The organism is Actinophytocola sp. KF-1 (genome assembly GCF_054661535.1).
On sequence record NZ_BAAFVK010000015.1, the window covers coordinates 1 to 12,472 of the forward strand.

Annotated in this window: 18 protein-coding genes and 1 tRNA gene; 12 read left to right on the forward strand and 7 right to left on the reverse strand. The window is 69.9% G+C overall.

Annotated features, from left to right (window positions below; all coding sequences use genetic code 11):
• Nucleotides 1–361, forward strand: a 361-nt coding sequence (locus tag ACYQ77_RS36535) for a GTP-binding protein (protein WP_459720064.1), incomplete at its 5' end; no start/stop codon positions are given.
• A gap of 34 nt (nucleotides 362–395) precedes the next feature.
• Here ACYQ77_RS36535 and ACYQ77_RS36540 read toward each other — a convergent pair.
• The 3 genes from ACYQ77_RS36540 to ACYQ77_RS36550 all read right to left on the reverse strand — a co-directional run bounded on the left by ACYQ77_RS36540 (nucleotide 396) and on the right by ACYQ77_RS36550 (nucleotide 2,379).
• Nucleotides 396–1,349, reverse strand: a complete 954-nt coding sequence (locus ACYQ77_RS36540) for a cyclase family protein (RefSeq protein ID WP_459720067.1) — start codon at nucleotides 1,347–1,349, stop codon at nucleotides 396–398.
• Nucleotides 1,350–1,428: 79 nt separating this feature from the next.
• Nucleotides 1,429–1,504, reverse strand: a tRNA-Arg gene (locus ACYQ77_RS36545).
• A 38-nt stretch (nucleotides 1,505–1,542) separates the two neighbouring features.
• Entirely contained in the window at nucleotides 1,543–2,379 is an 837-nt protein-coding gene (locus tag ACYQ77_RS36550) for an NAD(P)H-binding protein (RefSeq protein WP_459720068.1), read from the reverse strand.
• A gap of 85 nt (nucleotides 2,380–2,464) precedes the next feature.
• Between ACYQ77_RS36550 and ACYQ77_RS36555 the strand changes: the two genes are divergently transcribed.
• The 8 genes from ACYQ77_RS36555 to ACYQ77_RS36590 all read left to right on the forward strand — a co-directional run bounded on the left by ACYQ77_RS36555 (nucleotide 2,465) and on the right by ACYQ77_RS36590 (nucleotide 8,864).
• On the forward strand, nucleotides 2,465–3,157 hold the full coding sequence (locus tag ACYQ77_RS36555) for an AraC family transcriptional regulator (RefSeq protein ID WP_459720071.1): 693 nt from the start codon (nucleotides 2,465–2,467) through the stop codon (nucleotides 3,155–3,157).
• Nucleotides 3,158–3,227: 70 nt separating this feature from the next.
• Nucleotides 3,228–3,560: an ArsR/SmtB family transcription factor gene (locus ACYQ77_RS36560; RefSeq protein ID WP_459720072.1), complete on the forward strand. Its 333-nt coding sequence runs from the start codon at nucleotides 3,228–3,230 to the stop codon at nucleotides 3,558–3,560.
• Nucleotides 3,557–4,276 (forward strand): DUF4440 domain-containing protein, encoded by a 720-nt coding sequence (locus ACYQ77_RS36565; protein ID WP_459720075.1) that lies wholly within the window; start codon nucleotides 3,557–3,559, stop codon nucleotides 4,274–4,276. The genes ACYQ77_RS36560 and ACYQ77_RS36565 overlap by 4 nt, the downstream gene beginning before the upstream one ends.
• A 10-nt stretch (nucleotides 4,277–4,286) precedes the next feature.
• Complete coding sequence (locus ACYQ77_RS36570) at nucleotides 4,287–4,934, forward strand: VOC family protein (protein WP_459720076.1); 648 nt, start codon at nucleotides 4,287–4,289, stop codon at nucleotides 4,932–4,934.
• A 50-nt stretch (nucleotides 4,935–4,984) separates the two neighbouring features.
• Nucleotides 4,985–5,941, forward strand: coding sequence for an ABC transporter ATP-binding protein (locus tag ACYQ77_RS36575; RefSeq protein WP_459720079.1), 957 nt, complete (start codon nucleotides 4,985–4,987; stop codon nucleotides 5,939–5,941).
• A complete protein-coding gene (locus tag ACYQ77_RS36580) occupies nucleotides 5,938–7,140 on the forward strand; it encodes an ABC transporter permease (protein ID WP_459720082.1) in 1,203 nt (400 codons plus the stop codon). The genes ACYQ77_RS36575 and ACYQ77_RS36580 overlap by 4 nt, the downstream gene beginning before the upstream one ends.
• Before the next feature lie 82 nt (nucleotides 7,141–7,222).
• On the forward strand, nucleotides 7,223–7,870 hold the full coding sequence (locus ACYQ77_RS36585) for a response regulator (protein WP_396109327.1): 648 nt from the start codon (nucleotides 7,223–7,225) through the stop codon (nucleotides 7,868–7,870).
• Nucleotides 7,871–7,904: 34 nt separating this feature from the next.
• On the forward strand, nucleotides 7,905–8,864 hold the full coding sequence (locus ACYQ77_RS36590; protein WP_459720085.1) for a zinc-binding dehydrogenase: 960 nt from the start codon (nucleotides 7,905–7,907) through the stop codon (nucleotides 8,862–8,864).
• Between the two features lie 653 nt (nucleotides 8,865–9,517).
• Here ACYQ77_RS36590 and rpsR read toward each other — a convergent pair.
• Genes rpsR through rpmB form a run of 4 tightly spaced genes read right to left on the reverse strand, consistent with a single transcriptional unit; the run spans nucleotide 9,518 to nucleotide 10,454 of the window.
• A complete protein-coding gene (rpsR, locus tag ACYQ77_RS36595) occupies nucleotides 9,518–9,751 on the reverse strand; it encodes a 30S ribosomal protein S18 (RefSeq protein ID WP_459720087.1) in 234 nt (77 codons plus the stop codon).
• Nucleotides 9,748–10,053 (reverse strand): 30S ribosomal protein S14, encoded by a 306-nt coding sequence (gene rpsN, locus ACYQ77_RS36600; RefSeq protein ID WP_459720090.1) that lies wholly within the window; start codon nucleotides 10,051–10,053, stop codon nucleotides 9,748–9,750. Before rpsN ends, rpsR begins: the two co-directional genes overlap by 4 nt.
• Complete coding sequence (rpmG, locus tag ACYQ77_RS36605; protein WP_459720093.1) at nucleotides 10,053–10,217, reverse strand: 50S ribosomal protein L33; 165 nt, start codon at nucleotides 10,215–10,217, stop codon at nucleotides 10,053–10,055. The genes rpsN and rpmG overlap by 1 nt, the downstream gene beginning before the upstream one ends.
• Nucleotides 10,218–10,454, reverse strand: a complete 237-nt coding sequence (gene rpmB / locus ACYQ77_RS36610) for a 50S ribosomal protein L28 (RefSeq protein WP_459720095.1) — start codon at nucleotides 10,452–10,454, stop codon at nucleotides 10,218–10,220. It lies immediately after the preceding gene.
• A 269-nt stretch (nucleotides 10,455–10,723) separates the two neighbouring features.
• Here rpmB and mrf point away from each other — a divergent pair, with 269 nt between their 5' ends.
• The 3 genes from mrf to rpmF are packed head-to-tail and all read left to right on the forward strand — an operon-like array spanning nucleotide 10,724 to nucleotide 12,104.
• Entirely contained in the window at nucleotides 10,724–11,695 is a 972-nt protein-coding gene (mrf, locus tag ACYQ77_RS36615; protein ID WP_459720097.1) for a ribosome hibernation factor-recruiting GTPase MRF, read from the forward strand.
• Nucleotides 11,692–11,943: a type B 50S ribosomal protein L31 gene (locus tag ACYQ77_RS36620; protein WP_459720100.1), complete on the forward strand. Its 252-nt coding sequence runs from the start codon at nucleotides 11,692–11,694 to the stop codon at nucleotides 11,941–11,943. Before mrf ends, ACYQ77_RS36620 begins: the two co-directional genes overlap by 4 nt.
• Nucleotides 11,943–12,104, forward strand: coding sequence for a 50S ribosomal protein L32 (gene rpmF, locus ACYQ77_RS36625; RefSeq protein ID WP_459720103.1), 162 nt, complete (start codon nucleotides 11,943–11,945; stop codon nucleotides 12,102–12,104). Before ACYQ77_RS36620 ends, rpmF begins: the two co-directional genes overlap by 1 nt.
• Nucleotides 12,105–12,472: the final 368 nt, after the last annotated feature.

Consider the following 12,472-nt stretch of genomic DNA (forward strand, 5'->3'; position numbering starts at 1 on the left):
GGACAGCGATCTGATTCTGTATCTGTTCGGTACGCCGGGTCAGCACCGGTTCTGGTTCATGTGGGACGACCTGGTCCGCGGCGCGATCGGCGCGGTGGTGCTGGTCGACACCCGCAGGCTGGCGGACGCGTTCGCTTCCATCGACTTCTTCGAGGACCGCGGGCTCCCGTACATCGTGGCGCTGAACTGCTTCGATCGCGTGCTGCACCACCGCATCGACGACGTCCGGGACGCGCTGACGATCGAGCAGTCGGTGCCGATCGTGACGTGCGACGCCCGCGATCGCGAGTCCACCAAGGAAACGCTGATCACGTTGGTGGAACACGCGATGCGCCAGCGGATGAGCGCACGAGCAGGCTGACCGAGCGGCCCCGGCGCGCTTGCCGGGGCCTCGTTCAGAACGTGGCGATCGGGTTGACCGGACTGCCGGACGTACCGGCGAACCGGACCGGCGCGACCGCGAGCTGGAAGTCCCACTGCCCGAGCTCGGCGGCGGTCGCCGCGCACGCCTCCAGGTCGCAGTTGTCGAGCAGCCACAACCCCATCGCGACGAGGCCCACGGCGTGCACCGGCATCAGCACGTCGTCGTAGCCGGAGGGCTGCACGTCCTGAGGGGTGTCAGCACCGATGAGCGCGACGTCCCGTTCGTGCAACCACGGCAGGCACGCCGCGTGCCAGCCGGACTGCGTGAACCCGGTGGCCGCACCGGTCTCGTGGCGGGCACGGCCGTAGCCGGTCCGCAGGAGCACCGCGTCGCCGGGCCGCACCCGCACACCCTGCCTGCGCTCGGCCGCCTCGAGATCCTCGGGAAACACCCCCTCGCCGGGCTCCAACCACGGCACGTCCCGGACCCCCGCGACGTCCAGCAGAACACCTCGCGTGACGATCCCGTCCGCCGCCGCGGTGACCGCCGCCCACCCCGATCCTGTCGCGGCGTCGACCAACGAGTGCGACCGCCCGTTGTACGTCACGCCGTCCCAGAAGAGGTGGCACGGCGAGTCGAGGTGGGTGACGGTGTTGCCGTGGAACATGATGCCGAGCCGCTCGTTCGAGAAACCCCACCGCCGATCGGCGTGGAACGCGGATGGCATGTTCTCGGCCCCCGGCATCTCGACGGCACGCGGGCACACCGTCGTCGCCCGCTCCATGTCACCCGGTACGGCGACCTCCCACGCACACGACACACTCCTGCCGTGCCGCACGGCCCGCGCCGCCGCCAGCCGGACGTCGTCGGTGACGTGGTTCAGCGTGCCGCGCTCGTCGTCGTCACCCCACCGCCCCCAGTTCGACAACGTGTCGAAGTACCCGAGCACGTCGTCCTGCGTCGGCACCGGCCGCCCTGCCGCCATCCCAGCCTCCGGTCGCCACACAGAGCGGCCCACGGCAGCGTTCACGCTGGTCGTGGGCCTTGTTCACGCAGGTCGAGCATGGTGCCCCCGGTAGGATTCGAACCTACGACACCCGCTTTAGGAGAGCGGTGCTCTATCCCCTGAGCTACGAGGGCGTTGCCCCGACAGCCTAGCGGCAGCCGGGGGCGCTGCGTCACCGCATTGTCTCGAATGCCCCTCGATGGTCGCTCACCCACTGCTCGAACGTGCCGGCCGGCCGCCCGAGTATGCGGCTGACGTGCTCCGTCACGTACTCCGCGCCACCCGCCGCGGCCCAGTTCGCACCGAGGCTGACCTGCGTGATCGCCTCCGACGGCATCCCCGCGGCGGCCAACTGGGCATGAAGGTCGACATCGACTGTCTTCACCGGCCTGCCGAGCACGCGTTCGACGATGGCCGCCTGCTCGTCGAACGTGAGCAGTTCCGGCCCGGTCACGTCGTAGCGCCTGCCGTCGTGCGCGCTGTCGAGCAGCGCTGCCACCGCGACCGCCGCCACGTCGCGGGGGTCCACGATCGGCTGGCGGGCCGCGCCGAACACGTTGGGGATCGGCTCTCCGGCGGCGATCATGGCCTGGTACTGCAGGAAGTTCGACGCGAAGCTCGGCGGCCGCAGCACGGTCCACGCGAGCCCGCTCGCCGCGATGGCCGCCTCCGCTTCGGCGTGCCACCCACCCACCGTGGCGCCGTCGAAGGGCTCGCCGCTGCCGATCGCCGACAGCTTCACGATCTTCCGCACACCCGCCGCCGTGGCCGCGGCCACCATCGCGACGTCGTGTTCGGCGGACGGCAGGGGTGGCACCGTGACCAGGAAGACGGCGTCGACGCCGGCGACCGCGGCGGCGAGCGAGGCCGGGTCGGTGAAGTCGGCGCGGACGGCGTTCGGCAGGTCCACGGGGTTGCGGGACATGGCGCGGAAGGGCACGCCGCGGTCGGCGAGCAGCCGGACGACGTGTCCGCCGATGGTGCCGGTGGCACCGGTGACAAGGATCATGAGCCGACTGTCGCGGTCCGCGCGCCCCGTCCTCTAGGAAGTTTCGGCACAGCTCGTTGTCGGTGGTCGCGGCTACCGTGGCGGCATGGGAACGCTTGTGGTGCCGGACGAGCTCCGGCCGTGGGTGGTGAGCATCGACGTGGCGGCCGCGTCGGGCGCCGACGCGGTCGACTTACCCGACCACGCCACCACGCTCGTCGTGCGCACCACACCCGACGAGCGGCGGGTGATCGTGCTGGGGCCGAGGACGCGCGCGGCGTACCACGTCGCCGATCCCGGACCGTCGTGCGTGCGGGTGCGCCTGCGGCCGGGCCGTGCGAAGGCCCTGCTCGGGCAGCCGGTCCGCGACCTCGCTGACCGGGCCGTCCAAGTCCGCGCGCTGCCGGGCCTGGACGTCGACGGTCTCATCGAGGACCCGCTCGGCGCACTCGCGGCCGCGGTCGCGAAGCGCAGCGTGGCGGACGACCTGGTGGCCGAGGCGGCCGAGCTGCTCGCGGACGAGGGCGTCGCGGCCACGGCGCGGCGGCTGCACGTCAGCGAACGGCGATTACGTGCGCTGTTCGCCGACGGCGTAGGCCTGTCGCCCAAGCACTTCGCGCGGATCAACCGGGTGCGGACGGTGCTGGCGACCGCGTCCGGGGAGCGCTGGGCGGACGTGGCCGCGGCGGCGGGTTACTACGACCAGTCGCACATGACCAGCGAGTTCCGGCACCTCATGGGGGTGCCGCCCGCCGCGTTCGCCGCCGGTCGGCGGCCGGCGGCGCGCCGCTGCGGCTGATCCAGACGGCTATCCACAACTTTGTTCGAAACGCTTGACATGCTTAACGCTCGCGTTAATAGTTGTCAGTGTGCGAACCGAAGTGGACGAGGTGCTCGTCGCCCTCGCCGACCCTGTCCGGCGGCAGGTGGTCGACGAGTTGCGGCGGGGCCCCAGACGGGCCGGTGAACTGGCCGACTCGGCGGGGATGAGCTTCCCGGCGATCAGCCGCCATTTACGGGTGCTGCGCGCCTCCCGGCTGGTGGAGGTCCGCGCACTCGACGAGGACGCGCGGGTGCGCGTCTACCAGCTGCGGGCGGAGCCGTTCGCCGCGCTGCGCGCCTGGCTCGACCAGGTCGAGGCGTTCTGGACCGAACAGCTCGACGCCTTCTCCGACTACGCGAAGAAGAGGAAACAGGAATGACCGAGGCCAACGTGGCGGTCGAGGTGGACGTCGACCCGGCCACCGCGTTCGACCTGTTCACGAGGGACATCGCCGCATGGTGGCGGGCGGACCGCTCGCTGTGGGGCACGGCGGACGGCGAGCTGCGCTTCGAGAACGGCGCGCTCATGCAGGGCGACGTCGAGATCGGACGGGTGTCGGCATGGGAGCCGGGGCCGCGGCTCGCGTTCAGCTATGGCCCACCCGGTGTCGATCCCGCCGAACGGACCGACGTCGAGGTGCGCTTCGAGGCCGTACGTGGTGGCACGCGGGTCGTCGTGCGGCACGGCGGCTGGGAGAAAGCGAACTGGGCGGGGCTTTTAGCGGGCTTCGCCCGGCACTCACTGGAACGGATGCTGCTCGCCAGGCTGGGGGACTTCCTCGACGCGATAGCGGAGGGGAACGTCGAGTTCTTCGAGAGGAACCTGACCGACGAGGCGATGCTGATCTTTCCCGGTGATGGCAACACGTACACCAAGGCGGAGTGCGTCGCCGCGATGGCCGATCACCCCGTTTACCACAAGTACGAACTGACCGATCCGCACATCGTCCACATGGGAGATTCGACGGCGGTGCTCACCCACCGTGCGACCGTCATGCACGAGCAGCACGAGCGGCCGATGTCGGTCGCGGTGTCGTCGGTGCTCGTGCACCGGGACGGCGAGTGGCGCCTGGCGCTCCACCAGTGGACCCAGTGAAGGGAGAACTGTGTACTACGTGATCCGCACGCCGGACCTGGCGCGCGCCAAGGCCTTCTACACGGCCGTGTTCGGCTGGAACTACACCGACGACAACCACATCCAGGGCAGTTCGCCGGCCGGGGGACTGACCGAAGGCGAACCGGGTACCGACCTGTACTTCGAGGTACCGGACGTGAAAGCGGCCGTGGCACGTCTGCGTGAGCTGGGCGGGGAGGCGCCCGACCCGGTGCAGTCGACGTCGGGCTGGAGCTGCGTGGCCGAGGGTGGTCTGCTCGCACTGTGGCAGCCCGCGGAGGGATATGCGCAGACCAGCCCCAAATGCGCGGAAGGCGACCTTTTCTACTACGTCGTTCCGGTCGCGGACGACGCGGTGAAAGAGCGTTATCAGGCGGTGCTCGGCTGGGAGTTATCGACCGGTTCGCACCCGAACGGGTGGAACATCGAGAATTCCGCCCCGCCGGGAGGTGTGTTCGTGGACCACGCCGGTCCGCCTGACCTGTACTTCCGGGTGGCGGACGTCGACGAGACCGCGCGACGCGTCCGTGACGCCGGCGGGACAGCCGGGGAAAAGCAGCCCAATTCGGCAGGCTGGCACGCCGCGTGCCGCGACGATCAGGGGGTGGATTTCAGCATCAGCTCGCTGCGTCAGAACTGACGTCCCGTACTAGGGTTCCTCCGACGGCGGTTTGTGGGGAGGGGTCCGGGTTGGGTGACGGACGGCTGGAGATCGATCGCATCTCCAAACGCTATGGCGACGTGGTCGCCTTGCGCGACACGACGTTCGACGTCCGGGCAGGTGAGCTGTTCGGCTTCGTCGGCAGCAACGGCGCGGGCAAGACGACGACCATGCGCATCGCGCTCGGCGTGCTCGCCGCGGACTCGGGCGAGGTGCGCTGGAACGGCGAGCGGATCACGCTCGAGACGCGACGGCGCATCGGGTACATGCCCGAGGAACGCGGGCTGTACCCGAAGATGAAGGTCGGCGAGCAGCTGGTCTACCTCGCGCGGATGCACGGCCTCTCGGCAGGGGCCGCCCGGCGTTCCGTGGACGAGTGGACCGAGCGGCTCGGCGTCGCGCACCGGCGGGGCGACGACGTCCAGAACCTGAGCCTGGGCAACCAGCAGCGCGTGCAGCTCGCGGCCGCGCTGGTGCACAACCCGGGCATCCTCGTGCTGGACGAACCGTTCTCCGGGCTCGACCCGATCGCGGTCGACGTGATGAGCAACGTCCTGCTGGACAAGGCGGCCGAGGGCATCCCGGTGGTGTTCTCCAGCCACCAGCTGGAACTCGTGGAACGGCTGTGCCACCGCGTCGGCATCATCCGAAGTGGACAGATGGTCGCGATCGGCGAGGTCGACGAGCTGCGGTCCGGTGGTGCGGTCGAACTGGTCGTCGTCGCCCCGAACGCCACGGCGGGCTGGGCGTCCGGTCTGCCGGGGGTCACGGTGCGGGAGCAGGACGGTGCCCGCACCGTGCTGGAACTCGCCGACGGCGCGGACGACCAGGTCGTGCTGCACGCTGCGCTGGCCACCGGTCCGGTGACCGAGTTCAGCAGGCGTCGGCCGTCGCTGACCGAGCTGTACCGGGAAGTGGTGACGCAGGAGACCAGTGAGGACACGGCGCAGGACGCCGCGCGGGCCAAGGCAGGTGTGACGGCATGACCACTCCGGATGTCCGGTTCAGCCCCTGGGAGGCGGTGCGGCTCGTCGCGAGCCGCGAGGTCACCACGAAGATGCGGTCGAAGGCGTTCATCATCACGACCGTCGCGACGCTGGTGCTGCTCGTCGGCTTCGCCGTGGTGATGAAGGTGTCCGGCGGCTCGGACGAGACGGTCGGCGTCACCCAGGAGACGCAGGCGCTGGCCGAGCCGTTGAAGGCGACGGCGGAGCGGATCGGGCAGAGCGTCGACACGGCGGTCGTCAGCGAGGAGGAGGGCCGGAAGCAGGTCGCGGACGGCTCGCTCGACGCGCTGATCGTCGGCGGCGTCGACGGCCCACTGCGGGTCGTGGTCGAGAAGGACCTCGACGGCGACCTCGAGAACGCGCTCAACGTGCTCGCCGGGCAGCTCGCGCTCAACCGGGAGATCACCGAGCTCGGTGGTGATCCGGCGCAGGTGCAGACGTCGGTCGCGGGTGCGTCCGTGGACGTGGAGCCGCTGGAGGAGCCCTACCCCTACCGGCCCGAGCAGCTCGTGCTGGGCATCGTCGCGGGCATCCTGATCTACATGTCGCTGCTGCTGAACGGGCAGATGGTGGCGCAGGGCGTGGTCGAGGAGAAGTCCAGCCGCGTGGTCGAGTTGCTGCTGTCGACCATCCGGCCGTGGCAGCTGATGGCAGGCAAGGTGCTCGGCATCGGGTTCGTCGGGCTGGTGCAGATGGTCGTGGTCGGCGGTGGTGGCATCGCCGCGGCGCTCGCGCTCGACGTGCTGTCGATATCCGTCTCCGCGGCCATCGGCACGGTCGTGTGGCTGATCGTCTGGTACCTGCTCGGGTTCGTCATGTACTCGCTGGCGTTCGCCGCGCTCGGGGCGCTGGTGTCCCGGCAGGAGGACGTCGGCGGGGTGACCACGCCCGCGCTGATGTTCGTCATCGTCGGCTACGTCATCGGCATCTCGGTGCTGCCGTCCGAACCGGACAACACGCTCGCGGAGGTGCTGTCGGTCATCCCGGTGTTCGCGCCGACGCTGATGCCGATGCGGCTCGCGATGGGTGGCGTGCCGGTGTGGGAGGCGGTGGTCTCGGTCGGACTCGTCGTCGTGCTGATCCCGCTGCTGGTGTGGCTGGCAGGGCGGATCTACGCCAACGCCGTGATGCGCAGCGGGGGCAAGGTCAAGCTGCGTGACGCGATGCGACCGGCATAACCGCTGGTCACTTACGGCAACGGGGTACGATCATTACTGTCAAGTAGACCCGCCATGACCGCCCACTGTCGGGGAGGCGTTCGTGATCAAGGTGCTGCTCGCGGATGACGAAGATCTCGTCCGCTCAGGACTACGCACAATTCTGACCAGCGCCGGCGACATCGAGGTGGTCGCCGAGTGTGACGACGGCGTGCACGTCGCCGACCTCGTTCGGCAACACCGGCCGCACGTCGTGCTGCTCGACATCCGAATGCGGTCGGCCGACGGCATCGTCGCGCTGCGTAAGATCCGCGCGCTTCCGGAACCACCGGTCGTCGCCATGCTGACCACCTTCGACGTCGACGAGTACGTCCAGGAGGCGCTGCGCATCGGCGCGAACGGCTTCCTGCTGAAGGACACCGAGCCGGCGGTGCTGATCAAGGCTGTCCGTGATCTGGCCCGCGGCGGCGCGGTGCTGGACCCGAAGGTCGCGGCCCGCGTGCTGTCGGCGGTCGCGGACGGTGAGCGCGCGGCCGAGCCGGCCCGCAGGCTGCTGGCGTCGCTGTCCGACCGGGAACGCGAGGTCGTGGCGCTCATCGGCCAGGGGCTGTCGAACGCCGAGATCGGCAGCGCATTGCACCTGTCCGAGGCGACGGTCAAGGGCTACGTGTCGGCGGTGCTCGGCAAGATCGGCGCGGTCAACAGGGTGCAGGCGGCGCTCGTGGCGTACCGGGGTGGCCTGATCGCTTGACCTCGACCTTGCTGGAGGTCCAAGACTGGGCCGCATGCGAGCAGTAGAGGTGACGAGGCACGGCGGCCCGGAAGTGCTGGCCGTCCGCGAGGTACCGGACCCGGTCCCGGCCGACGACCAGGTCGTGATCGAGGTGGCAGCGGTCGACGTGCTGTTCGTCGACACGCGGATCCGTGCGGGCTGGGGCAAGGAGTGGTTCCGCGTCGAGCCACCGTACGTGCCGGGCAACGGCGTGGCGGGCACGATCCGCGAGATCGGCGCGAACGTGGACGAGTCGTGGCTGGACCGCCGCGTGCTCGCGTACACCGGCGAGAACGGCGGCATGACCCCCACGGGCGGCTACGCAGAACGCGCGGCGGTCCACGTGTCCGACGTGGTGCCGGTCCCGGACCGCCTGGGCCTCCCGGAGGCACTGACGCTGCTACACGACGGCCCAATGGTGACAGGGACACTAAGAACCGCGAACGTACAACCGGGCGAACGAGTGCTGATCACAGGCGCGGGCGGCAGCCTGGGCACACTGCTGATCCCCTTGCTGAAAGCACAGGGCGCGGTAGTGATAGGTGCGGCAAGAGGCCAACGCAAACTGGACTTCATCCGAGAATGGGGCGCCGACGAAGCAGTCGACTACACAAAGCCAGAGTGGCCGGAAGAGACAGGCCCAGTAGACGTGGTGCTGGACGGCGCAGGCGGCGACATCGGCACAACGGCCTACCAACTGGTGAACCGAGGCGGCCGCTTCCTGGCGTACGGTTCCTCAGCAGGCGACTTCGCCACCACCGAACCCGCCCGACCCGACGTGCGAGTGGTATCGATCCTGGACATCGGCAAGGGCGTGGACCGCCCAGCGGCAGTACAGGAAATGCTCACCAAGACGGTGGACGGCACGATCACCCCGCTGGTAGGGCAAACCTTCCCCCTGGACAAGGCGGTAGCAGCCCACGAAGCCATAGAAGCCCGCCAAACAGTGGGAAAGACACTGCTGATCCCGTAAACACAGACGCGCCAGACCGCAACGCCCGCCGCATGCCAGCACGCCCTAGACAACGATCCAGCGGCGAGTCTCCGCGAGACTCCCGCACCACCAAGTGCTTGGCGCCCTACAGGGAGCCCGCGGCTATGGCTCCGCCGTGGTCGCGAGTTTGTCGCCGGCCGTGGCTTCCGCCATCGATCGCCGGTCTGGTCTCTGGCCTCGATCGCCGGTCTTGATCGCCGGTCTGGTCTCCGGTGTTGATCGCCGGTGTTGATCGCCGGTGTTGATCGCCGGTCTGGCCTCCGGCCCTGAACACCGGTCTGGTCTCCGGTCTTGAACACCGGCTTGGTCTCCGGTCTTGAACACCGGCTTGGTCTCCGGTCTTGAACACCGGCCTGGCCTCCGGTCTTGAACACCGGCCTGGCCTCCGGCCCCCGATTTCCAGCGTAGCGCCAAGCACCGACATCGACGGTCGCCGCGCGGCGAGTTGTCCACAGTCGCGCACGTGGGCGGCCTCCGGCCCCCGGAATCCAGCTTAGCGGCGGGCACCGACATTCCCGGTCGGCCGACGGGCGGTTGTCCACAGCGGTCATGGTTGTCCACAGAACCGTTGTGGGCACCCGTTTTTGTCGGTGCCTTGCTGTAGCGTGGTTCGAGGGGGCCGGAGGCCAACCTCAGCGTGCCCGGCCCGGGTATGGCAGCAGCGCCATCTCCCGCGCGTTCTTGATCGCGGTCGCGACCTGGCGTTGTTGTTGCGGAGTCAACCCCGTCACCCGGCGCGCGCGGATCTTGCCCCGGTCCGAGATGAACTTCCGCAGCAGTGCCGCGTCCTTCCAGTCCACACTCGGCACTCCTTCTTGCGCCAGCAGGTTCCGCTTCCTGCGTGGCGCGCCCAGCCGCGGCCTCACCAGCTCGACTTGCTGACGCCGGGCAACTCGCCGCGGTGGGCCATCTCCCGCAGCCGCACGCGGGACAGGCCGAACGCGCGAAAATACCCGCGTGGCCTGCCGTCCACCGTGTCGCGGTTGCGGATCCGGGTCGCGGACGCGTCGCGGGGCTGGCGGCGCAGTTCGCGGGCCGCCGCCTCGCGTTCGGCCTCGCTCGAGGTCGGGGCGGCGATGACCTTCTTCAGTTCCGCGCGCCGCTCGGCGTAGCGGGCGACGATCTCGCGCCTGCGATCGTTCTTGACGATCTTGGACGTCTTCGCCATCAACGCTCCTCGCGGAACTCGACGTGGGCGCGGGCCACCGGGTCGAACTTCCGCAGCACCAGGCGGTCCGGGTCGTTGCGGCGGTTCTTCCTCGTGACGTACGTGTAGCCGGTGCCCGCCGTCGACCGCATCTTGACGATCGGGCGTAGTTCGTTGCGTGCCATCTAGATTCGCTGTCCCTTCGCGCGTAGCTCGGCGACCACCGACTCGATCCCGCGCCGGTCGATCACCTTCATCCCCTTCGTGGACACCCGCAGCCGCACCCACCGCTGCTCACTCGCCAGCCAGTACCTGCGCCGCTGCAGGTTCGGTCGCCACTGCCGCGACGTTCGGCGGTGCGAGTGCGACACCTGTTTGCCGAAGCTGGGCGCCCGGCCCGTGACCTGGCATACCGCCGACATCCACACCTCCACGTACCGATAACGATTTCCATCTTCAGGTATTCCACTGTACGGTAATGACAATGATTGTCGATAGTGGGGAGGTTGGCCGTGCGGGACACCCGGTTGGTGCTGGTCACGGGGTTGGACGGGGGTGCGACAGGCTGGGTCGCAGGCCGGCTCCTCCGCGAGGAACCGGGCACGGTCGTCGTGCGGCACGACCTCAGCGGGCTCGCGGAGGGCATCGTCCGCCGCACGGTGCGCACCGCTGACGAGCCGCCCGCGGAACCGTGCTGGAGCTGGCGCACGGCTGCGTCTCCTGCACGCTGCGCCTGGACACGCTCCCGCTGCTCCGCGCGCTCGCCGCCAAACCGGACGTGCGGCGGATCGTCCTGCACCTCGACCCGGGCGTCGAGCCGGAACCCGTCTGCTGGGCCCTGTACAACGTGCTGGTCGGCGACGTCACGATCGCCGACGTCGCCACCGTCGAAGCCGTCGTCGCGGTCGTCGACGAAGGGCACTGGCTCACCGCCGCGACCGGCGACGAGCCGCTCGGCCTCACCCCGGAGGACGACCGCACGCTCGCCCAGGTCGCCGTCGGCCAGGTCGAGTTCGCCGACGCGATCGTGCTGACCGGGCAGGCCGCCGACGGCTGGGCCGCCGCCCGCACGGCCGCGGTGCTGGACCGGCTCGCGCCCGCGGCGCCGCGGGCGTCGTCGGTGCGCCGCCTGCTCGACGCCGTCCCGGCCGACGCCCGCCGCGGCGAGGTGACCGACGCCCACGCCCCGCTGCTGCGGTGGAGCCCACCGCTCGACCCCGACTGCGGCGTGACGCTGACCGTCTTCGAAGCACGCCGCCCGTTCCACCCGGGCCGGCTGCACGAGGCGATCGACGTGCTGTTGGAGGGCGTGGTCCGCGCCCGCGGCCGGATCTGGGTCGCGACCCAACCGGACGTCGCGCTGTGGTTGGAGTCCGCGGGCGGCGGTCTGCGGGTCGGGCACGCGGGCGCGTGGCTCGCCGCCGTCGACGACGCCGCGTGGCAGCGCGTGAACGAGGACCGTCGCGCGAAGGCGGCCGTGGACTGGCACCCGAGGTGGGGCGACCGGATGCAGGAGATCGCGATCCTCGCACACGACGCGTCCCCGGCCCACCTGGTCGCGACGCTGCGCGAGGCACTGCTGACCGACGACGAACTGGCCGCCGACTGGAACGGCTACGAGGACCCGTTCCACGTGCGGGAACCATTGGAGGACAAGGCATGAAGAAGACCATCCACCCCGACTACCACCCCGTGGTGTTCCGGGACGCGTCGACGGGCAAGCAGTTCCTCAGCCGCTCGACCGCGACGTCCACAGTGGACGTCGAATGGACCGACGGCAACCGCTACCCGCTGATCGTCGTCGACGTCACCGCCGACTCGCACCCGTTCTGGACCGGCGGGCGGCGCATTGTGGACAGCGCGGGCCAGGTCGAGAAGTTCCACCGCCGCTACGGAAAGCGAGGCAACTGATGGCCGTCCCGAAGCGGAAGAAGTCGCGCAGCCGCACCAGGTCCCGCCGTGCGCAGTGGAAGGCCGCGGCGCCTGACCTGGTGGAGGTGATCACGTCGGACGGCCGGAAAGTCATGGTGCCGGGCCGCCTGGTGGCGGCTGCCAGGAGGGGGCTGCTGTAGCGCAACAAGCCGCTGACTTGACCAGTACATGCGGGGCGGTCCCCGGGGGTTCCGTCAAAGTCGGATGGGTCTTGCCTTGCCTGGGTTTTCCCTCCGGGGGGTCCTCGCCGGACGGGCTGGTCTCCGGGATGGCGGGGGTCTTGCACGGGGTTGGGTTGGCAAGGACTGGTGTCCGTGGTGGTGCCTGCCATCCCGTCGACCTCCCGGAGGGCTATCACACCGCGTCAAGGGGCCCGGGAGGCTTGGGCACGGGGTTGCTTCATGCTTCCGGGCCCCTTGACCCGGCGCGATCGGGCTTCGCCAGGTCGACGGGATGGCAGGCACCCCTCACGGGGTGATGGGGCTTCGCCCCGCTTCGCGGGGCCGGG